19 protein-coding genes are annotated in these 20,438 nt (G+C 70.5%); 8 read left to right on the top strand and 11 right to left on the bottom strand.

Annotated features, from left to right (window positions below; translation table 11 throughout):
• Positions 1–4: 4 nt before the first annotated feature.
• Positions 5–1,624 carry an ATP-binding protein gene (locus IEY63_RS06090; RefSeq protein WP_229784522.1) on the bottom strand — a complete coding sequence of 540 codons (1,620 nt, stop codon included), beginning with the start codon at positions 1,622–1,624 and terminating at the stop codon, positions 5–7.
• 294 nt (positions 1,625–1,918) lie between these two features.
• Between IEY63_RS06090 and IEY63_RS06095 the strand changes: the two genes are divergently transcribed.
• Both IEY63_RS06095 and IEY63_RS06100 read left to right on the top strand, forming a co-directional pair.
• Positions 1,919–3,247, top strand: a complete 1,329-nt coding sequence (locus IEY63_RS06095) for a dicarboxylate/amino acid:cation symporter (protein WP_189068119.1) — start codon at positions 1,919–1,921, stop codon at positions 3,245–3,247.
• A 142-nt stretch (positions 3,248–3,389) separates the two neighbouring features.
• Positions 3,390–4,238: a DUF2167 domain-containing protein gene (locus IEY63_RS06100; RefSeq protein ID WP_189068120.1), complete on the top strand. Its 849-nt coding sequence runs from the start codon at positions 3,390–3,392 to the stop codon at positions 4,236–4,238.
• A 75-nt stretch (positions 4,239–4,313) separates the two neighbouring features.
• On the opposite strand, the gene IEY63_RS06105 is transcribed toward IEY63_RS06100, so the two are convergent.
• From IEY63_RS06105 to mqnE, 6 genes are all read right to left on the bottom strand, one after another.
• The gene (locus IEY63_RS06105) at positions 4,314–5,252 is read right to left on the bottom strand and encodes a pseudouridine-5'-phosphate glycosidase (protein ID WP_189068121.1); all 939 of its coding nucleotides are present in this window, start codon (positions 5,250–5,252) and stop codon (positions 4,314–4,316) included.
• 73 nt (positions 5,253–5,325) lie between these two features.
• Complete coding sequence (locus IEY63_RS06110; protein WP_189068122.1) at positions 5,326–6,456, bottom strand: PfkB family carbohydrate kinase; 1,131 nt, start codon at positions 6,454–6,456, stop codon at positions 5,326–5,328.
• A gap of 391 nt (positions 6,457–6,847) precedes the next feature.
• A complete protein-coding gene (locus tag IEY63_RS06115) occupies positions 6,848–7,714 on the bottom strand; it encodes a menaquinone biosynthetic enzyme MqnA/MqnD family protein (RefSeq protein ID WP_189068123.1) in 867 nt (288 codons plus the stop codon).
• A gap of 3 nt (positions 7,715–7,717) precedes the next feature.
• Positions 7,718–8,188, bottom strand: a complete 471-nt coding sequence (locus tag IEY63_RS06120) for a hypothetical protein (protein WP_189068124.1) — start codon at positions 8,186–8,188, stop codon at positions 7,718–7,720.
• Complete coding sequence (locus tag IEY63_RS06125) at positions 8,185–8,520, bottom strand: nuclear transport factor 2 family protein (protein ID WP_189068125.1); 336 nt, start codon at positions 8,518–8,520, stop codon at positions 8,185–8,187. Before IEY63_RS06125 ends, IEY63_RS06120 begins: the two co-directional genes overlap by 4 nt.
• 1 nt (position 8,521) lies before the next feature.
• Positions 8,522–9,664: an aminofutalosine synthase MqnE gene (mqnE, locus tag IEY63_RS06130; protein WP_189068126.1), complete on the bottom strand. Its 1,143-nt coding sequence runs from the start codon at positions 9,662–9,664 to the stop codon at positions 8,522–8,524.
• A gap of 133 nt (positions 9,665–9,797) precedes the next feature.
• Here mqnE and IEY63_RS06135 point away from each other — a divergent pair, with 133 nt between their 5' ends.
• From IEY63_RS06135 to IEY63_RS06145, 3 genes are read left to right on the top strand one after another with little or no spacing between them, the layout of a single operon-like run.
• Positions 9,798–10,808, top strand: coding sequence for a GGDEF domain-containing protein (locus tag IEY63_RS06135; RefSeq protein WP_189068127.1), 1,011 nt, complete (start codon positions 9,798–9,800; stop codon positions 10,806–10,808).
• Between the two features lie 41 nt (positions 10,809–10,849).
• On the top strand, positions 10,850–11,176 hold the full coding sequence (locus IEY63_RS06140; protein WP_189068128.1) for a DUF3006 domain-containing protein: 327 nt from the start codon (positions 10,850–10,852) through the stop codon (positions 11,174–11,176).
• On the top strand, positions 11,173–12,249 hold the full coding sequence (locus IEY63_RS06145) for a ComEC/Rec2 family competence protein (protein WP_229784523.1): 1,077 nt from the start codon (positions 11,173–11,175) through the stop codon (positions 12,247–12,249). The genes IEY63_RS06140 and IEY63_RS06145 overlap by 4 nt, the downstream gene beginning before the upstream one ends.
• A 44-nt stretch (positions 12,250–12,293) precedes the next feature.
• Here the strand turns inward: IEY63_RS06145 and IEY63_RS06150 are convergent, their stop codons facing one another.
• The 4 genes from IEY63_RS06150 to IEY63_RS06165 all read right to left on the bottom strand — a co-directional run bounded on the left by IEY63_RS06150 (position 12,294) and on the right by IEY63_RS06165 (position 17,914).
• A complete protein-coding gene (locus IEY63_RS06150; RefSeq protein WP_189068129.1) occupies positions 12,294–12,845 on the bottom strand; it encodes a hypothetical protein in 552 nt (183 codons plus the stop codon).
• Positions 12,846–12,879: 34 nt separating this feature from the next.
• Complete coding sequence (locus tag IEY63_RS06155; RefSeq protein WP_189068130.1) at positions 12,880–14,691, bottom strand: ATP-binding cassette domain-containing protein; 1,812 nt, start codon at positions 14,689–14,691, stop codon at positions 12,880–12,882.
• Positions 14,688–16,490, bottom strand: a complete 1,803-nt coding sequence (locus tag IEY63_RS06160; RefSeq protein ID WP_189068131.1) for an ABC transporter ATP-binding protein — start codon at positions 16,488–16,490, stop codon at positions 14,688–14,690. Before IEY63_RS06160 ends, IEY63_RS06155 begins: the two co-directional genes overlap by 4 nt.
• 104 nt (positions 16,491–16,594) lie before the next feature.
• Positions 16,595–17,914 (bottom strand): GH1 family beta-glucosidase, encoded by a 1,320-nt coding sequence (locus tag IEY63_RS06165; RefSeq protein ID WP_189068132.1) that lies wholly within the window; start codon positions 17,912–17,914, stop codon positions 16,595–16,597.
• A 212-nt stretch (positions 17,915–18,126) separates the two neighbouring features.
• Here IEY63_RS06165 and hemC point away from each other — a divergent pair, with 212 nt between their 5' ends.
• From hemC to IEY63_RS06180, 3 genes are all read left to right on the top strand, one after another.
• Positions 18,127–19,056, top strand: coding sequence for a hydroxymethylbilane synthase (hemC, locus tag IEY63_RS06170; RefSeq protein WP_189068133.1), 930 nt, complete (start codon positions 18,127–18,129; stop codon positions 19,054–19,056).
• A 2-nt stretch (positions 19,057–19,058) separates the two neighbouring features.
• Positions 19,059–19,241, top strand: a complete 183-nt coding sequence (locus tag IEY63_RS06175) for a hypothetical protein (protein WP_189068134.1) — start codon at positions 19,059–19,061, stop codon at positions 19,239–19,241.
• Between the two features lie 195 nt (positions 19,242–19,436).
• Positions 19,437–20,423 carry an asparaginase gene (locus IEY63_RS06180; protein ID WP_189068135.1) on the top strand — a complete coding sequence of 329 codons (987 nt, stop codon included), beginning with the start codon at positions 19,437–19,439 and terminating at the stop codon, positions 20,421–20,423.
• The last annotated feature ends 15 nt before the right edge of the window (positions 20,424–20,438 follow it).

Genomic DNA, 20,438 nt, shown 5'->3' on the forward strand with positions numbered 1-20,438 from the left:
CCCTTCATTCTTCGGCCTCGGGGAGGGGGACGTCCAGTGTGAAGCGCGTCCAGTCCCGCCCGTGCGCACTCACGCGGTCGTGCGAGAGGGCCGCGCCGAGCGCCTGCGCGCGGTCTGACACCAGGGCCAGCCCCACGCCACGCCCCGTACCCTTGCTGCTCACGCCCCGCACGGTCAGGGTGTCCGCCAACGCCGGGGGCACGCCGGGCCCAGTGTCGCGCACCTCCAGAATCAGGCCTTCCGGGTCGGTGGCGATCAGCACGCACACCTCGGCGTCCGGCGTGCCGCTCGCCGCCTCCAGGGCGTTCTCGATCAGGTTCCCTGCCGCGAGCTCCAGCAGGTCCAGCACGCCGGGCGGCAGCGTGCCCGGCAGGGCCGACAGCGGATCGAGGGTGAGTGTCACGCCCCGTTCCGCCGCGCGGTCGAACTTGCCCAGCAGCAGCGCCGAGAGCCGCACGTGCCGCAGCGCCCCCACCGCCTGCAGGTGCGCCTCGTGCCGGGCCGACTGCGCATGGATGAGGGCCAGGGCCTCGCGCGTCTCGCCTAGGTGCAGCAGGCCCGCCAGGGTGTGCAGGCGGTTCGTGAACTCGTGCGTCTGCGCCCGCAGCAGTTCCGCGTAGCGCTGCGACTGGGTCAGCTCGTCCGCCAGGGCCCGCACCCGCGCCAGGTCCCGCAGCGTGACCACCACGGCGCCCTCGCCGGCCTCCTGCGCGGCCAGCAGCACCGGGCGGCCCGCCACCTCCGCCGTGACCGGCCCCGCCCCCGGCACGGGCAGCGGGAGGCCCGGCGGCCACGGCAGCGGCAGCGCGGCGTCGGGGGTGCCCAGCAGCGCGCGCGCCTGGGGATTCATCACGAACACCTGCCCCGCGCGGGCCACCAGCACCCCTTCTTCCAGGGTGTTCAGCACCGCCCGGTACTGCCGCAGGCCCCCGGCGATCTGCTCGGGTTCCAGGCCCAGCATCTCGGTCTTCACGCGCCGCGCCACGCCCAGCGCCAGGGCCAGCGCCAGGGCCAGCGCCAGCAGGTACCAGGGCAGGCCCGCGCGCAGCACGTCCAGGAACACGTCCCGCAGGCGGGGCAGCAGGAAGCCCACGCTCGCCAGCCCCAGCACCCGCCCCGCGCCGTCCACGATGGGCACCTTCGACCGCACCGAGCGGCCCAGCGTGCCCTGCACCGTCTCTGTGACGCTCCGGCCCCGCAGGAACGCCGTGAAGTCCCCGCCCTGCATGCGCTGCCCCACCTGCGCCGGGTTCGGGTGCGTCAGGCGCCGTGCGTCCCGGTCGGTGACCACCACGTAGTCCGCGCCCAGCTGATCCCGGTACCGGTTCATCAGGGCGTTCAGGTTCGCCCGCTCGGCCGCGTTCCCTGACAGGGCCGCCACCACGGGCGGCAGGGTCGCCACCAGCCGCGACTCACGCAGCGACCGCTCCGCGAACGAGCGGTGAATCCCGTCGTAGACGCCCTGACTGACCAGCCCCGCCACCGGCAGGCCCAGCACCAGAAACGCCCCCAGCGTCGTCAGGAACAGCCGCGGGCCCACCCGCAACAGGCGGGGCGTGTGCGGCAGCGCCACCTCGCGCGCCAGGGACGGCACGCGGGACGGAAGGGGCAGGCGCAGCGCCACGGTGCCCCCAGTGTAGGCCGCCTGCCCCACACGTTTCTGTGCCTTGTGTTCACGGCATGCACGAATCCCGGCGCGGCCTGACGCCGCCCTCTGCGTCCACTGGAACGGCATGCAGCCCCACGGCCACCGGTGGTCCCCACCTGGCGCTGGGGACAGGCGTCCCGTCAGGCGCGCATGCTGGGCGGCACCACACTCCCGCTCCACCCTGCACCCGCGCAGGTCACCCCCACCTCACGGCGCGCCCCGGCCCGCGCGCCCCTACCCGCGTCCCCCGTGGCGCACCGGAGGAACCCCATGCCCAAAATTTTCCGCAGCCTCTACGTGCAGGTGCTGACCGCCATCGTCATCGGCGTGCTCGTCGGCCACTTCTTCCCTAAATTCGGTGAGGGCCTCAAACCCCTTGGGGACGGCTTCATCAAGCTGATCAAGGTCGTCATTGGCCCCATCATCTTCTGCACGGTCGTCAGCGGCGTCGCCAGCATGCGCGACACCAAGAAGATCGGCCGGGTGGGCGGCAAGGCCCTGCTGTACTTCGAGGTCGTCACCACCGCCGCCCTCCTGATCGGCCTGTTCGTCGTGAACCTCGTCGGGCCCGGGCGCGGCATGAACATCAACCCCGCCACCCTCGACACCAGCGCCATCACCAAGTACACCGACGCCGCCGGCGAACAGACCGTCGCGGACTTCGTGCTGCACATCATCCCCACCACCTTCGTCAGCGCGTTCACGGAGGGGGACCTGCTGCAGGTGCTGCTCATCGCGCTGCTCAGCGGCTTCGCCCTGATCCGCATGGGCGACCTGGGGGCCCGCATCCTGAAAGGCGTCGACGCCGTCAGCGTCCTGGTGTTCCAGATCCTGGGCTTCATCATGAAACTCGCCCCGATCGGCGCGTTCGGCGCGATGGCCTTCACCATCGGCAAGTACGGCGTCGGCAGCCTCCAGCAGCTCGCCGCCCTGATGGGCACCTTCTACGTCACCTGCGCGCTGTTCGTGTTCGTCATCCTGAACGTCATCGCCAAGCTGGCCGGCTTCAGCCTCCTGAAGTTCCTGCGCTACATCAAGGAAGAACTGCTGCTCGTGCTGGGCACCAGCAGCAGCGAGAGCGCCCTGCCGCGCCTGATGACCAAACTCGAACACGCCGGCGCGAACAAGAGCGTCGTCGGGCTGGTCGTCCCCACCGGGTACTCCTTCAACCTCGACGGCACCAGCATCTACCTGACCATGGCCGCCGTGTTCATCGCCCAGGCCACCAACACCGACCTGAGCTTCGCGCAGGAACTCGCCCTGCTGGCCATCCTCCTGCTCACCAGCAAGGGCGCCGCGGGCGTCACCGGCAGCGGCTTCGTCGTCCTGGCCGGCACCCTGGCCGCACTGGGCAGCGTGCCCGTCGCGGGCCTCGCCCTGATCCTCGGCATCGACCGCTTCATGAGCGAGGGCCGGGCCATCACCAACATCATCGGCAACGGCGTCGCCACCCTGGTCGTCGCCCGCAGCGAGAAGGCGCTGGACATGAACCGCCTCACCCGCGTCCTGAACGGCGAGCAGCTCCCACCCGTGAACGCCGACGTGCAGGCCGAGGAACACGGCGAAGGCCGCAAGCTGGGGAGCGCCCAGCGCGCGTGAACCTGAAAGCAGAAGGGTGAGGGTTGATGGACGGGGCGCTCCCCACTCCATCAACCATCACCCCTTTTGCCCCCCACCGTACCCCCGGCGGCAGCGGCTCACCTGAGGCAGCGGGCCGGGGCGTCCCCTTCTACCTGAGAGCATGATGAAAAAATGCTTCACGCTCGCCCTGGCCCTCGCGGCCAGCAGCGCCCTGGCCACCACGCCCGCCCCTCTGAACCTGAAGTACCAGACCGGGAGCATCCCGCTGCTGAACGGCAAGGCCACCCTGACCACCGGCCCCAGCCTGCGCTACCTGAACGCCGACGGGGCCCGGCAGGTCATCGTGGACGGCTGGGGCAACCCCGAGGACGCCGCCAGCGACGTGCTCGGCATGATCGTCCCCGCCGGGACCGATCCCATGACCCAGGCCGGGTGGGGCGTCGTCATCACCGAGAGCAAGGACGGACACGTCAGCGACAGCGACGCCGCGAAGATCAACTACGACCAGCTCCTGAAGGACATGCAGCTCGGCGTGCAGGACGAGAACACCGAACGCGAGCAGGCCGGCTACCCCACCCTCGACCTGATCGGCTGGGCCGACCAGCCCCGCTACGACGCGGCCACCCACAAGATGTACTGGGCCAAGGAACTGTCCTTCGACCACGACGACGCCCACGCCCTGAACTACGCCGTGCGTGTCCTCGGCCGCGACAACGTCCTCGAACTGAACGCCGTCGCCGGCATGACCCAGCTTCCGCAGATCAAACGCGACATGGCCGCCGTCCTCTCGCAGGTCACGTTCAACCCCGGCTCACGCTACGAGGACTTCAACGGCAGCACCGACAAGGTCGCCACCTACGGCATCGCCGGGCTCGTCGGCGTGGTCGCCGCGAAGAAACTCGGGCTGCTGGCGCTGCTGCCGCTGCTGCTCAAGAAAGGCTGGATCGTCCTGATCGCGGCCTTTGCAGCCCTGCGCCGCCTCTTCGGGGGCAGGCGCGCCAAGGCCTGATCGGGTCAATGGTCAAAAGTTGATAGTTGATGGAGTGGGGGAACGCCCCGTCCATCAACTATCAACCTTTCACTATCAACTCAGCTGCGCGTAGGCGACCGCCACCTGCGCGGCCACCATGGCGTTGTGGCGCACCAGGGCGATGTTCGCGGCGAGGCTGCGGCCCCCGGTGATCTCGACCATGCGGCCCAGCAGGTACGGCGTGGTGTCCTTGCCCTTCAGGCCCAGGGCGTCCATGTCGCGCAGCGCCTGCTCGATCTGCGGGGTGATCTCCCCGGCGGGAATCTCGGCGTCCTCGGGGATGGGGTTGGCGAGCATCACGCCGCCCGACACGCCCAGATCCCACTTCGCCTTCAGGACCCGCGCCGCCTCGTCGGGCGTGGCGACCGTCAAAGGCGCCTTGAAGCCGCTCTGGCGGGAGTAGAACGCCGGGAACTCCTCGCTGCCGAGCGTCAGGGCCGGAATGCCGTGCGTTTCGAGCACCTCCAGCGTCAGGCCGATGTCCAGGATGCTCTTCACGCCCGCGCTGACCACGCACACGTCCGTCTGCGCCAGTTCCAGCAGGTCGGCGCTGACGTCCATGCTGCGCTCGGCGCCGCGGTGCACGCCCCCGGTGCCGCCCGTGGCGAACACGCGGATGCCCGCCAGCGCCGCCACGCGCATGGTGCTCGCCACGGTCGTCGCGCCATGCTTGCCCAGCGCCACCGTCACCGGCAGGTCGCGCGTGCTGATCTTCTCCACGCCCTTGTCGGTCGCCAGGAGGTGCAGTTCCTCGGGCGTGAGGCCCACCTTCAGGCGGCCGCCCAGCACCGCGATGGTCGCGGGCACCGCGCCGTGCTCGCGCACCACGTCCTCCACGCCGCGCGCCATCTCCACGTTCTGCGGGAACGGCATGCCGTGACTGATGATCGTGCTCTCCAGCGCGACCACCGCGCGGCCCTCGGCCAGCGCGGCGGCCACTTCGGGGTGAATGTCCAGGTAGGCGGCAACGGTCGGGTTGATGTCGTGAGTCATGGGAAACCTCGCTGGGGCCGTGGGCCCGGAGTGATGGGGAATGAGAGGGTGAAACGGTGCGGGGGCGGTGCGGCTAGCTGGTCGTGGCGGCCCCCGTCAGGCGGGCCTGGATGGCCGCCGGGGTGAGGGTGGGGGAGACCGCGTGGTCGCTCTCCACGGTCAGGGCCGCCGCCGCGTGCCCGTGCCGCGCCGCGTCTGCCGGGGCCAGGCCCGCCGCAAGCGCCGCGAGGAACGCCGCGAGCATCGCGTCGCCCGCGCCGGTCACGTCCCGCACCTCGGCGGGCAGGGCGGCCAGTTCGGTGACCCCCTCCGGCGTGGACAGCAGACTGCCCGCCACGCCCCGGCGCACCCACACCAGCCGCACCCCCTGCGCGTGCAGTTCGGCAGCGGCAGCCCGCAACGCCTCCGGCTCGTCGGGTACCGCGCGGCCCAGCAGGGCGCTCAGTTCCGGCACGTTCGGCGTCACCGCCTGCGGGCTCAGCCCCGCGGCCAGCGCCGGGCGCAACCGCGCCGCCTTCGGCACGCTCACCGGCTCAAACACCACCGGTACCCCCGCCTCGGCCGCCAGGGACAGCAGATGCGCCAGCGACGCCTCCGGCAGGTTCCCGTCCGCCACCACCCAAGCCGCGCCCCGCAGCACTCCACGCCGCTCCTGCAACGCTGCCGGAGTCAGGGCCTCCACCGCCGCCATCGCCGCCACCGCCACCAGCAGCTCCCCACTGGCGTCCAGCACCGCCGTGTACGTTCCCGTCGACACGTCCGGCGCGCGCAGCACCGCCCGCACGTCCACGCCCGCCGCCTCCGTCTCGCGCAGCAGCCAGTCGCCCAGCGCGTCCCGGCCCACCACACTCACCAGCGACGCGGGCACGCCCAGCCGCGCCAGGTTCTCCGCGACATTCCGCGCCACGCCCCCCGGCGCCTGCGCCGTCACGCCCGGATTACTCGTCCCGGGCACTGCCGCCGCCAGCGTGCGCGCCTTCACGTCCACGTTCGCGCCGCCCACCACCACCACGCGGCCCGGACCGGATTCCGCCGGCAGGACATAACCCCGGCCCAGCAGCGCGCCCTTCTTGACCAAGTTGCTCACGTGCACGTTCACGGACGCCCGCGTGGACCCCAGGCGGCGCGCCAGTTCCTCCGGCGTGGCCAGGGGCGTCTCGCGGATCAGGGCGAGGAGGGCGGATTCGGTGTCGGTCAGGGGCATCTGCTTTCTATAGTAAAGAAACTTTCTATGATTAATCAAGTTGGGTGTCTGGAAGGTGGGCGCCTGCCGCGGGCCTCCCCACCCCCCAGCCCCTCTGGGGTAGGGGGAGCGGCGTTGCACTGGGCAAGAGTTTCTTTCGGCGCAGCGTGTTTGTGTCGGGCGGTGACGGGTCCGGCTTCGACGCCATCCTCCGCCCCCGCGTTGGCCCGCGCGCTGCACGCACGACGGCTCGTGGCCGTCAGCGGTCCAGTGACGGGTGGAACGCTTCGCACCGCTGATCGACTTTCTTCTCGCTGCCTATACTCCTCGCCCTTGAGTGGGGGAGGCCGGGTAAGGGTGAACGGGCCGCGCCCGTCCCTCACAGCTCAGAGCCCACTCCCCAATCCCCGGCTCAGTCCGCTGCGGTGCTTCTCGTGCGTTCCTCACCGGGGCGAGGGCCGAAGGTCAACGGCGCGTGACCGGGCACGGCTTTCGCCGCGAACTCGTGCAGGCCTAGGCGGTCCGGCGCTTCGAGGTGGTACCGGAAGTTCCACAGGTAGTGCTGCACTACGCGTTCCGGCAGGCCCAGTTTGCGCGCGTGCCGCTCCGCCACGTCCGCCAGGTGGCCAATGCCGTCACGCCGCGCCTCACGCATGGCCTGCACCAGCTCGGGTGGCGGGGGGTTGTCCTTGCGGTACGCCCACACCGCGAACGTGAACGGGTGCCCGGTCAGGCGGAACCACTCCTCCGCCAGATCCGTCACCGTGATGTCCCGCGCCGCATGCGGGAGGCCGGTCATGGTCGTCTCGGGCGTCAGGGGGCCCACCACGCCGTACCACTCGCGCAGGGCGCTGTCCCCGATCCGCAGCACCCCGTCAAAGCCCTGCGCGAGGAGCGCCTCGGCTTCACCCTCGGCGCGCTCCAGCACAGGATTCAGGCCGCGCTCGCGCAGCAGCACCTCCAGCAGCGCCACGCTCATCGCGGACTGCGCCGTCAGGGCCACCCGCCGCAGGTCCTCCAGCGGACGCGTGTGGAACAGGTTCACGGAGTACACCGGCCCCAGCACCGCCACGCTGAAATCTGGCAGGGCTTCGAGCACGTCCGCATTCCGGATGAACTCCACCGCACTGATGTTCGCGATGTCCACCTGACCCGATAGCAGGGCCGCGTTCATCTGCGTCGGTACGCCTGTAATCGCCGTCACGCCCGGCGGCAGCACCAGCGAATCCAGGATCGGGGCGACATTCGTGAAATGAATCCAACCAGCCTTATAGCTCATGAATCACCAGTACTCCATCGGATCGGGTCGATTTCGGTCGTCGAACCCGTGCCGGAGCAGATCGTCGGACGTCACCTGGGTGGGACTGTCTGGCCAGAGGGTTGTTGTAATGTCCAGCAGCAGTAAAGTGGCCTGCTCCGTGACGGCTGCCTGCCTTCGGTATAGCTCCCCGAACGATTCCAGCAGGCTGTGGCCAGACGGGCCTTGCTCTTCCAGCTTCTTGACCAGCAGACTACTTTCGAGCAGACCGCTGTCTTGGGCGAGGAAGGCTTCTCTAGCCAGACTGAACAGATAGGCGGGTGCCCAGGCGTCCGACGAGAGGGGCGTGTTTGAAAGTTCCTCAAAGTCGACGCTGAACGCCCGTTGCAGGGCGCGCGTGAACGACGCCGCGTCGAGTCTCAGAGGCTCAGCGGCGTTGGTGTATCGCCGGGCGTCCAGATGCGACTGGATCAATTCACGCCGCCCGTACTTCACGGGACGACCTGCGCGCTGATTGCCTGCCAGTGGCCGTCCACGCGGCTGTAGACGCGCAGCACAGCCTGGAGGCGGGTGGGGCCCTCGTAGAGGGTCAGGCGGGTGACGGCCGTGTCGCCGTGAAGGCGCGCGGCGTGCCGTTCGATCATCAGGGTGGGGGCGGGGTCAGTGGGGAAGTGCGCGATCAGGTCCGCGCGGCTGATGTTGGTGCCGTCCGGGAGGAAGCCCAGCCACTCGGCGGCCAGGACGCCATCCAGGGCGGTGGGGTCGCCGTGGTGGTACGCGGCGTTCCAGCGGTCGTCCAGGGCCAGCAGGGCGTCCAGGTCCGGCATGTCAGTCGGCGGCCTCGTGCTGCGCGGGGAAGGTTTCCAGCTCGTTGTAGTACGCGTCTCGCAGCACGGGGAGACGTCCGGCGTGCTGGATCATGCGGATCATGCCCTGCTCGCTCAGTTTCATGGGGCTGGTCGCCCCGGCGGCGTGCGCGATGTGTTCCTCCTGGATGGTGCCGTCGATGTCCGACACGCCCCAGTCGAGGCTCACCTGCGTGAGTTCAGAGCCGATCATCACCCAATAGCCCTTGATGTGCGGGAAGTTATCCAGGTAGATGCGCGCCACGGCGAGGTTACGCAGGTCGTCCAGGCCGGTGGTGTACTCGGTCTTCCCGAGGTTCTGCGCCAGGGTGTTCCCCAGCGGCTGGAACGCCAGCGGAATGAACGCGTGGAAGCCCCCGCCGAAGCGGGCCATGGAGTCGTCCTGCAACTCGCGCAGGCGGTGCATGTGATCCAGGCGTTCCTCCAGCGTCTCGATATGGCCGTACAGCATGGTGGCGTTCGTGCGCATGCCCAGGGAGTGGGCCTCACTGTGAATCTGGAGCCACTTCTCCGCTTTCACCTTGTTCTTCGCGACCTGTTTGCGCACGCGGTCGGCGAAGATCTCAGCGCCGCCGCCCGGCATGGCGCTCAGGCCCGCCGCCTGGAGTTCCCGCAGGACGTCCAGGGTGGGTTTCTTGCTGATCTTGCTCAGGTGCTCGATCTCGGCGGCGGTGAAGGCCTTCACCTGCAACTCCGGGTACGCTTCGCGCAGCGCGCGGACCATGGCGGGGTAGTACTCCCACTTGTGGTTCGGGTGGTGCCCGCTGCTCATGTGCAGTTCGGTGATGCCGGGCAGGTAGCGGCGGCCCACCTGCGCGGCGACTTCCTCTGGGCTGTAATCCCAGGCGCGGGCCTCGTTCTTGTGCGCGGCGAACGCGCAGAACGTGCAGCCCACGTAGCAGATGTTCGTGAATTCCAGGCGCATGGAGTGCACGAAGTACACCTTGTCGCCGTGCAGCGCCGTCTTGCGGAGGTTCGCGAGGCGCATCAGGGTGTTCAGGTCGCGGGTTCTGAACAGCTGCATGCCTTCTTCGAAGTTCAGGCGCTGCCCCGCTTCGACCTTCCGGGCGATGGGCGCGAGCGCCGGGTCGGAGAGCCAGTTCATACGGGCAGCATACGCCCGGCCCCCACGCGGGAATGTCCCCGATCCTCACTTCACCGCGCGTCCACGGACGCCGGGGGCGAGCAGGCGGCTGTGACGGGCGCGAAAGACTCAACGTGGCACAATTTCTGGCAAGGTGAACGCCGCAGCCACCGACACGCACAGGCAGATCGCCCGGTACCGCTCCCTGGTGCAGGTGATCGCCGCGCTGTCCCGGCACGTGCGGACCGAGGAACTGCTGCGCGCCATGCACCGGCAGGTGCAGGCGCTGTTCGCGTCCCCCGTGACGCTCCTGGCGCGCCCCACCGCGGACGGCGGGTGGGCCGTTCAGACACTGGAAAGCGACTCGTTCTCCGAGCAGCGGCTCGGGCCGCGCCGGGACGGCCTGCTGGAACGGGTCGTCACGGACCGCATGCGACTGGAAAACGACCTGCCCGCGTACCTGCACCGCGAGGGCCTGACGGTCGTGCGCGTCCACTACCGCGCGGACCTGCCGCACACGATGTCCTGGATGGGCGTGCCGCTGCGCGCCGCGGATGAGGTGCTGGGCGTCCTGTCCGTGCAGAGTTACGCCCTGGACGCCTTCACGCCCGAGGACCTGGAGTTCCTGGAACTGCTGGGCGTGCAGCTGGGCATCGTGATGGAGAACGCCGCGCTGCACGAACAGCTGCAGCGCGAGGCGAACACCGACCCGCTGACCGGGCTGCTCAACCGCCGGCAGTTCGTGGCGCAGGTGACGGCGGCCCTCAGCGTGCCGGGCCCGGCCACGCTGGCCGTCATGGACGTGCAGAAATTCAAGCGCATCAACGACGAACTGGGCCACGCGGCAGGTGACGCCGTGCTGCGCGGCGTGGCCGAGGCGATGCTGGCGCTGACCGCCACGCGCGGACAGGCGTTCCGGCTGGGCGGCGACGAGTTCGCCCTGCTGCTCCCGACCGGCGTGGACGAGGCCGCGCAGCAGGTGCAGGTGCTGCTGGACCGGGTGGCGCACCTGACGCTGCCCGCGCGCCCCTTCCTGAATGTCGGCCTGGCGGCCTGCTGGCCGCAGGACACGGCGCACGACTGGCTGCGCCGCGCGGACGCCCGCATGTACGCGGCCAAGCAGGGACGCGTTCACCTGCGCCCCACGCCGGAGGACACGCCATGACGGACCACCTCGACCCACCCCCGAAGCGCTACGCTGAAGACATGACCCGAGAAGAGTTTCGTGCACCGGCAGAACAGCGCGAGCGGCCGGAACGCTGGACGGTGGACGCCCTCGAAGACACCCCGCACGGACCGGTCGCCCGACTTGAACGCCCGGACGGCCACACGGTCGACGTGGCTCTGCGGCACCTCCCGGACGGCGTGCGCGAGGGCGACCTGCTGGCCGTGCAGGACGGGCCTGACGGCGTCCGCTTCCAGCCGCTCCCGCAGGAGACGCAGGCGCGCCGCGAGCAGGCCCAGGCCCAGCTGGACGCCCTGAACACCCGCCAGAGCCCCCCCACCAACGACCAGGGAGAGATCGACCTGTGACCGGCCCCAAACGCCCACCCAGGAAGACCAGCACGCCGAAAAAAGCCGCCCCGGACAGGAAGGACGCGGCAAAGAAAGACGCCCCAGACAAGGGCGCGGCGCGCAAGCCCAGCTCCGCCCCGAAAGCCCCCCGCCCTGACCCCAGAACCCCCAAAGGCCGAGCGGCCCGGAAACCCGCTGCCCGCCGCGGCCCCAGCCCCTCCGACCTGCTGGGCGTCCTCGTCCTGATCGGCACCGCCAGCCTCGCCGCGTGCGGTTGGATGAAACAGGGCGGCCAGGACGGCGCAGAGACCAAGCCCACGGGAGGACCCGCCGGGCAGGTCACCATCCGCTTCCTCGACATCGGGCAGGGCGACGCCATCCTGATCCAGAGCCCCGAGGGCAAGACTGCCCTGATCGACGGGGGCCGTAGCGGGGACCGCCTGCGTGAGTACATTAAGGACCTGAACCTCGACAAACTCGACCTGATGGTCGCCACGCACGCCGACGCCGACCACATCGCAGGTCTCGTCCCCGCCGCCACCCTGAAGCCGCGCGTGTTCATCAACAACGGCCTGGGCGGCACCACCCAGACCTGGGACCGCCTCGTGAAGAACCTCCAGGACGCCGGGAGCACCTTCACGAAGGCCAGCAACCAGACCGTGAACCTCGGCAGCGTGAAACTCCGCGTGATCGCCCCACCCCCCGGCATGGGCGACGGGCAGAACGAGAACAGCGTCGGCGTCGCCGTGCAGTTCGGGTCCTTCCGCGCCCTGATGACCGGCGACAGCGAAACCCCGGAAACCGAAGGCTGGCTCGCGCAGGAACGCGACGACCTGAGGGGCCCCTTCCAGGTGTACAAGAGCATCCACCACGGCGCCGCGAACGGCGACAGCGCCGCGTGGCTCGCGTACGTCCGCCCCGAGAACGTCGTCATCAGCGTCGGCACGCCCAACTCCTATGGGCACCCCACGAAAAAGGCCCTCGACCTCTACAAGCAGGCCGGAGCGCGCGTGTACCGCACCGACCGCCAGGGCACCGTCACCGTCCAGGGCAGCGGCGACGGCACGTACACCATCGCCACCGACCGCTGAGCGCGGAGGTCAGCGTGGGCCCCTGGATGACCGGGAGGCCCACGTCAGCTGTTGCGGTCCATCACCTGTCGGATCAGGATGATCTTTTCCCGCAGGTCATGTCTCACCGCCGCGCGGTCATGGACGGAGAGGTGGTCGGTCAGCCACAGGCCCCGCCAGAGCGGCTGGGTCGCGGACGGTGAAACCAGACGCAGAGGGTCATACTCCTGTCGCAGCCAGCGCAGCAGGCCGTCCGGCGTGCGGGTCTGCTCCAGAAACGAGCCGAGTTCCTCCGCGTAGGCGCGCTGTATTCCCTCGCGCACGCGTGGCAGTGAGGCCGGGCCGGTCAGCGTCCAGTCGAGGGGCCAGGACGGATTCAGGAAGTGCGGGGATGTTTTGAAGGAGCAGACGTATTCCTCCGCGTCCGGCTCGACAAGAAACGAGGTGCGGGCGATCAGGCCCACCCGCCAGAAGGACTGACGGGGCTGTACCCTCAGGTGAAGCCGCTGGCGTCCGTGCGAGATGTCGCGTACCGCTTCACCGGGTTCAGCGACCTGAAAGCCCCACCCAGCACACAGGCCCTGGAACGCGTCCAGCAGGTCATCTGCGGCACTCATGCCCACACCCTGCAGCCCACAACCCATATCTCCGTTACGCGTCCTGTTCGGCCCAGAGGGCGCGCATCTCGTCGCTGCGTTCGAGCAGGTCGGGGAGCGTGCCTCCATCGGTGATGCGGCCGCCTTCCATCAGGAGGATGCGGTCGGCGCGCAGCAGGGCGGCGCGGCGGTGGCTGACGACGAGGCAGGTGGCGTCAGTCTGGGCGAGACCCTGCCAGAGTTGCGCCTCGGTGCGGGCGTCCAGAGCGCTGCTGACGTCATCGAAGACGAGGAGGTCGGCGGGGCGGGCGAGCATGCGGGCGACGGCGGCGCGCTGGATCTGCCCGCCGCTGAGTTTCACGCCGCGCGCCCCGACGGGGGTGTCGAGGCCGCCGCTCAGGGCGTGCAGGTCGGGTTCCAGAACGGCGAGCTGCACGGCGCGGTTCAGGTGCGCCTCATCCGCGCCGCTGGTGATGTTCTCGCGCAGGGTGTCGCTGAAGAGGTTCGGGAGTTGCGCCGTGTACGCGCTGCGGGGCGGGACGAGGAACGAGGCGGGGTCGTCCTGGGTTTCGCCGTTCCAGGCGACGGTGCCGGACTGGATGGGGATGAGGCCCAGCACGGCGCGCAGCAGGGTGCTCTTGCCGCTGCCGATGCGGCCGGTGATCACCACGAACTCGCCGCGTGCCACGCTGAAGCTCGCGTCGTGGACGCCCAGGCCGCTGGGGTGCAGGGCGGTCAGGCCGTCCACGCGCAGTTCGCGCAGGGGGATGGCGGTGGGGGCGGGGGGCGCGGCGGGCGCCTCGCGGTTCAGGTACACGTCGTGGTGCTCGACGATGGTGGTGTCCGGCGCGTCCTGCAGGAGGCGGGTCATGCGGTCGTAGCTGACGCCGGTGCGGCGGTGGCGGGCGATGGCGTCGCCGAAGAAGCCCATGCTGCCGGTCAGGCGGGGCAGCAGGCCGATGAACAGCACGAAGTCCGCGACGTCCAGCGTGCCGCCGCGCACCTTGTTCGCGCCGAGCAGCAGCACGAGGCCCACGGCGAGGTTCACCATGTTCGTGTTCACCCCGCGGATCAGTTCGGTCAGCAGCACGTCCCGCAGGGCCGCGTGGCGGCGCGTCTCGCCTAAGGATCGCAGGTGCGTGACCATGCCGTCCTCGCGCGCGGCGAGTTTCACGGCGCTCACGGCGCCGAAGGTCTCGCCGATGAAGTCCGTGACGCGGGCAGTCGCCTCGCGCATGCGGCGGCGGTACGTGCGGATGGTGGGCGACAGGCGCTGCACGAACACCACCATCAGCAGCAGCGGCGTGCACACCAGCGCCGTGATCAGCGGGTCCACGCGGGCCATCAGCGTGATCGCCACGACGGAGTACAGCACGAAGCCCGCGCCGTCCACCCACACCTCGGTGTACCCGGCGACGTCGTCCACGTCGTCGCGGAAGCGGCTGACCGCCTCGGCGGGCGTGTCGGGCAGGCGCCGGGAGCGGCGGGCGGTGAGCAGGTAGCTCAGGAGGTTGCGGCGCACCAGGGCGTCCAGGGTGTACCACAGCTCGATCCACGCGCGGAACGCGCCGTAGAAGATCCCGAAGCGGCTCAGGCGCACGAACGCGAACCACGCCACCGACACCCACGCCGCGGCAATGGCTGGATTGATCGGCTGGCCCGCGGTCTTCAGACCGTCCGCCTGCTCCAGCGCGCGGAACACGCCACTGACCGCCAGGGTCAGCAGGGCGGGACTGGCGTGCACCATGCTCCACATGAACAGGTTGAACGCAAACAGGCCGGGCTTGTAGCGGAACAGTTCCCTGGACAGCGGGAAGGTCCGTTCCTTCGCGGGCGCCGGTGACTGGGGGAGGGGAGAGGTGGTCATGCGAGCACTCCTTCGTGTTCGTTCAGTTGTCCGGCGCGCAGCAGGGCCGCGTAGTGACTGCGTGGGTTGCGGGCGAGGTCGTCGCGTCGGCCGTCTTCCAGCACCTCGCCGTCGCCGAGGACGAGGATCCGGTCGGCGCGGGCGACGGTGTCGAGGCGGTGCGCGATGATGATCGCGGTGCGGCCCGACAGCAGGCGGGTCATGGCGGCCGTCAGCAGGGCCTCGGTGGCGGGGTCGAGGCGGCTGCTGGGTTCATCCAGGATGATCAGGCTGGGGTCGCGCAGCATGACGCGCGCGAACGCTAGGAGCTGCGCCTCCCCGGCGGACAGGCTCCCGGTGGGCAGCGGCGTGCGCACGCCCTCGGGCAGGCGGGCCAGCCACGCGCTCAGGCCGACCTCGTGCAGCGCGGCCTCCACCTGCGCGTCGGTGACGTGCGGGTCGAAGAAGCTGAGGTTATCGCGCACGCTCGCCTGGAACAGCTGCACGTCCTGCGTGACGACCGCCACGCGGGAGCGCAGGTCGTGCAGGGGCGTGGCCTGCACGTTCACGCCGCCCAGCAGGATCTCGCCCTGCGTCGCGTCGTACAGCCTGGAGATCAGGCGGGTCAGGGTGGTCTTGCCGCTGCCCGTGCGGCCCAGCAGGCCCACGGTCTGCCCGGCGGGCAGCTCGAAGCTCACGCCGCGCAGCACGCCGCGTGCCTGCGGGTCTTCCGGGGCGTAGCTGAAGGTCACGTCCCGGAACGCCAGCGGCAGCGGCCCCGCCGGGAGGGGCGTCTCGCCGCCGCGCACGGCGCTGCGCAGCGCGAGCAGTTCCGACACGCGCCCCAGGCTCGCCCCGGCCTTCTGGAGGTCCTGAAGCTGCTGCGTGAGCTGGTCGATGGGTTCCTCCACCAGCGTCATGTACTGGTACAGCAGGAACGCCGTGCCCAGCGTGATCGCGCCGCTGGCGTACAGGCCCACCGCCGCGCCCAGCACGCCCACGTACCCGACCGCGAACAGTGCCATGCTCAGCTGCCACACGACGCTGCGCCGCCGCCACGAGTTGATCGAGCGAGTGAAGAAATTGCGCTGCACGTCCAAGAAGCGCCGCAGGTGGTGTCCGCCGGCGCCCAAGCTGCGCACGTCCTCCAGGCCCGCGAGGCGCTCCTCGACGAAGCCGAACAGCCGCGCGCTCGCCTCGCGTTCCAGGCGGGTGGGTTCCACGCCCAGTTTCCGCACGCGGTTCATGGCGGTCAGCGTGATGGCGGTGAACACGGTCACGCCCAGCCCGATCCGCCAGTCCTCGCGGAAGAACATGACCAGCGCGCCGGTCAGCAGCAGCGCCGCGCCGAACACCCGCACCGCGAACTGCGAGAAGAAGTTGCTCAGGGCCGTCACGTCCCCGTCAATCCGTTCGATCATCTCGCCCGGCGTGCGCTCCTTGTGCTCGCGCATGTCCAGGGACAGCAGGTGCGCCATCAGGTCGGCTCGCAGGCGGTTCGTGGCGGTCCAGCCGACCCGCGCGCCTACGTACGTCGCCCCGGCCGTCATGAGCTGCACGCCCACCGCGAGCAGGATGTACAGGCCCGCCAGGCGCACCAGTCCCGCGACGTCCGCGCCCGCGCCCTGCTTGGCGTTGTCCACGAACTGTTGCAGCAGCTGCGGCAGCAGCAGGTTCAGGCCCGTCCCGGTCAGCAGCAGCGCCGCCAGCGCCGCCACCTGCCACTTCAGCGGCCCTAGGTACGTGCCCAGCACCCCCAGCGCACTCCGCGGTGGAGCGTCAGGTGGCACGGAGGGAGACACAGCGGCAGAGGACGACATCCTCCCAGGCTAGCCACCGCACGCTGGAAGCGCATCCGCCGAGTGGCGCATGACGCGGGCGGACACCCGACGTCACGCTGCGGCTGACCTGCACGAGGCCAGATTCACCCCTGGTCCCGCAGCCACGCCTCATACCAGGAAAAGCTGTCCTTGCGGGTCCGCACCTGCGTGGCGAAGTCCACGTGCACCAGCCCGGAGCGCTGCTCGAAGCCTGCCGCCCACTCGAAATGGTCCAGGAGCGTCCAGGCCAGATACCCGGTCACCGGCGCTCCTTGCTGGACCGCCAATCGGGTGGCCTCGATGTGCGCCTCCAGGGAGTGAATGCGCGCCACGTCCCGCACCCGCCCGTCGGCGTCCGGTACGTCGGGCAGGGCGCAGCCGCTGCCCGTGACGACCAGCGGCGGGCAGGCGTCCCCGTAGCGTTCCTTCAGGTCCGTCAGCGTCCGGGTAAGGCCCTCGGGCCCGGTCGCCCCCGTCGGGGCGGGTTCCGGCGCCACGCCGAAGGGACGGCGCGGATCGGCCCGCACCCAGTCCGGCTGGGCGTCGTTCACGCCCAGGACATCCAGCGGCGCGGCGATCACGTCCAGGTCGCCGGGGCGCACGGCCTCCAGCACCTGCGGGGCGTGCTCGCGCAGCAGGTCCAGCACGGGCGCGGGGTACGCGGCGCGCAGCAGGGGATCGGTGAACAGGTGGGTGCGCAGCGCGTCCAGCAGGCCGGCCGCCTGCACGTCCGCATCACGGTCTGTGGCGGGCCACGCCGGAGCGTACTGATTGGCGATGCCCACCTGCCGCGCGTCCGCCTCCCGGAGCGCCCGCGCCGCCAGCCCATGCGCCAGCAGCTGATGGTGCGCGGTCGGGAACGCCCCCAGGCCCAGCGTCCGACCCGGCGCGTGCGTGCCGTGCGCGTACCCCCGCAGCATCACCACGGACGGCCCGTTCAGCGTCATGAACGCCGCCGCGCGGTCCGCCAGCCGCTCCCCGACCAGGAACGCGTACTCCTCGAACCGGTGCGCCGTGTCGCGATTCAGCCACCCGCCCGCGTCCTCCAGCTCCTGCGGTAGGTCCCAGTGGTGCAGCGTCACCCACGGCTGCACGCCCGCGCCCAGCAACTCGTCCACCAGCCGGTCGTAGAAGGCCAGTCCCGCCGCGTTCGCCCGCCCGCGTCCGCCGGGCTGCACGCGCGGCCACGCCACACTGAAGCGGTACGCGCCCACGCCCAGTTCGCGCAGCAGCGCCACGTCCCCTGGCCAGCGGTGGTAGTGGTCACAGGTCACGTCGCCGGTCGCGCCGCCCCGCACCCGCCCCGGCGCGTGGCTGAACGTGTCCCACACGCTCACGCCGCGCCCGTCCTCACGCGCCGCACCCTCGATCTGGTACGCCGATGTCGCCACACCCCATACGAACCCGTCCGGAAAGCCTGTCATCCAGCCTCCGGTGGCGTGGGGCGTAGCGCCACATCCACCCGAGCGAAGCGAGCAGGAGTCGAGCGGGTTCCGGGCGTGCAGTGAGCCGCCCGGTGTCCTGTCCGGGGGGTGAACGGAACAGACGGAATCCGTATCATGATCCTTCACATTCTGACCCGCGTTCCGAGCGCGCACGTGCGCGCCCCGGGTGCGGCGCGTATAATGCGCGGGTTATGCGGATGGTGACGGTAGGAACGCGCGGCAGCACTCTTGCGCTTGCACAGACCCAGTGGGTGGTGGCTCGCCTGAAAGAGGAATGGCCGGACACGGACTTCCGCATTCAGACCATCAGCACGAAGGGCGACCGCAACCGCGGCAGCCTGGAGGCCATGGCGCAGAAGGGCGACAAGGGCTTCTGGGTCAAGGAGATCGAGGACGCCCTGCTCGCCAAGCGGATCGACATCGCGGTGCACTCCCTGAAGGACCTGCCCACCGAGCAGCCCGAGGGCCTGGAGGTCAGCTCCATTCCCCGCCGCGTGGACGCGCGCGACGTGCTGATCGGCAAGGAAGGCATGAAACGCCTCGCGGACCTCCCGCAGGGCGCCCGCGTGGGCACCAGCAGCGTGCGCCGCAAGGCGTTCCTGCGCGCCTACCGCCCGGACCTGCAGGTCATCGACCTGCGCGGCAACATCGACACGCGCCTCGCCGCGCTCGCCGGGAACGAGTACGACGCGATCATCCTGGCCGCCGCCGGACTGATCCGCACCGAGATGCGCCACCGCATCGACGAGTTCGTCGAACCCGACATCATGCTCCCCGCCCCCGGCCAGGGCGCCCTGGCCCTGGAAACCCGCGCGGACGACGACCTGACCATCGAGGTCGCGTACGCCATCCACGACCACACCACCGACGACCGCATCACCGCCGAACGCGAATTCCTCGCGGGCCTCGGGGCCGGGTGCATGGCCCCGGTCGGCGCGCACGCCACCGTCAAGGGCGGCCTGCTGACCCTCGAAGGCTGGGTGGGCGCCCTGGACGGCGGGCACGTCATCCGCGCCACCACGCAGGGCGACCCCAGCGAATGCGCCGACCTGGGCGCCGAACTGGCCACCGACATGCTTGACCGGGGCGCGCAGGCCCTGATTGACGCGGCGCACAGCTGACAGTGAATCCCCTGACGCGCACGCTGCTGGTCGCGCTGGCCGCCGCGCTGCTCTGGATGGGCATCGGCCTGTGGCAGCGCACCCAGGCGGGCACGCCCATTCAGGCTGCGCTACTGGCCGAGCTGCCTCTCACGGCTGCGGTCTTCGCCATTGCCCTCGTCTGGCAGCGCCTGCGCCGCCGCTGAACGCCCCACCTGCAACCCGCCAGACTCCGGTGCTGGCGGGAGCTGTCGTTGCGCGCGATCAAAGCGCTGGGTGTCAGAGAACGGCAGCCACTTCCCTGGCAGGTCGTCCGGCTCAGCGGGCCACCCTCGCCCTCAAACCCTCAGACCCTGGACCCGCTGGCACGGCCCCCCGCCGCCGCGACTACCATGCCAGTGATGCCCAGTGACGCCACCCCGCCCGCCCGCGCGCCCCGACTGGCACTGATCCACACGGGCGGCACGATCGCCAGCCGCCCCAGCCCCGACGGGCGCGGCCTGACCCCCCAGACGCCCCCAGCGCTGCCCGGCCTGGAAGAGGTGCAGGTGACCGAGGCGCAGCCCTTCAGCCTCCCCAGCCCGCACATGACCCCGGCGCACATGGGGCAGCTGGCGGCCCTGATCCGGGAACTGGCCCCCACGCACGACGGCGTGGTCGTCACGCACGGCACCGACACCCTGGAGGAAACGGCGTTCGCGCTGCACCTCATGCTGGACGTGAAGGTCCCGGTCGTCCTGACCGGCAGCATGCGCCACGCCGAGGAGATCAGCTGGGACGGCCCCGCCAACCTACTGGACGCCGCGCACGTCGCCCTGCACCCCCACAGCCCCGGACGCGGGCCGCTCGTCGTGATCGGCGGGGACATCTTCGACGCGCGGACCGTCACGAAGATCCACACGACCGCCGTGGACGCCTTCGGTGGGTACCCCGGCCCCATCGGCCGCATCGACCGCGAGGGGCACACGCCGCGCCTGCACTACTTCGCCATGCCCGAACCGCGCGCCACGTACCACCCCGCGCACCTGCAAGCGCGCGTGGAGATCCTCTACGCCTACGCCGGCTGGACCGGCGAGGGCTACGCCGAGGCCGCCGCGCGGGCCGACGGACTGGTCATCGCCGCGCTCGGCACCGGGAACCTCCCCGCCGAACTCCTCCCGCTCATCCAGGGCACCGCCAAGCCCGTCGTGATCGCCACCCGCACCCACGCCGGACCGGTCCTGCCCGTGTACGGCTACGCGGGCGGCGGCGCCACCCTGGTCGAGGCGGGCGCGATTCCCGCCAGTTTCCTGAACGCCCACAAGGCCCGGCTGCTGCTGCTGATCCTGCTCGGCCAGGGCCTCACGCGCGAGCAGATCCAGACGGTGTTCGAACGCGACGAATTCTGACGGGCATCCAAGCGA

The sequence above is a fragment of the Deinococcus radiotolerans genome (assembly GCF_014647435.1).
GTDB classification, from domain to species: domain Bacteria; phylum Deinococcota; class Deinococci; order Deinococcales; family Deinococcaceae; genus Deinococcus; species Deinococcus radiotolerans.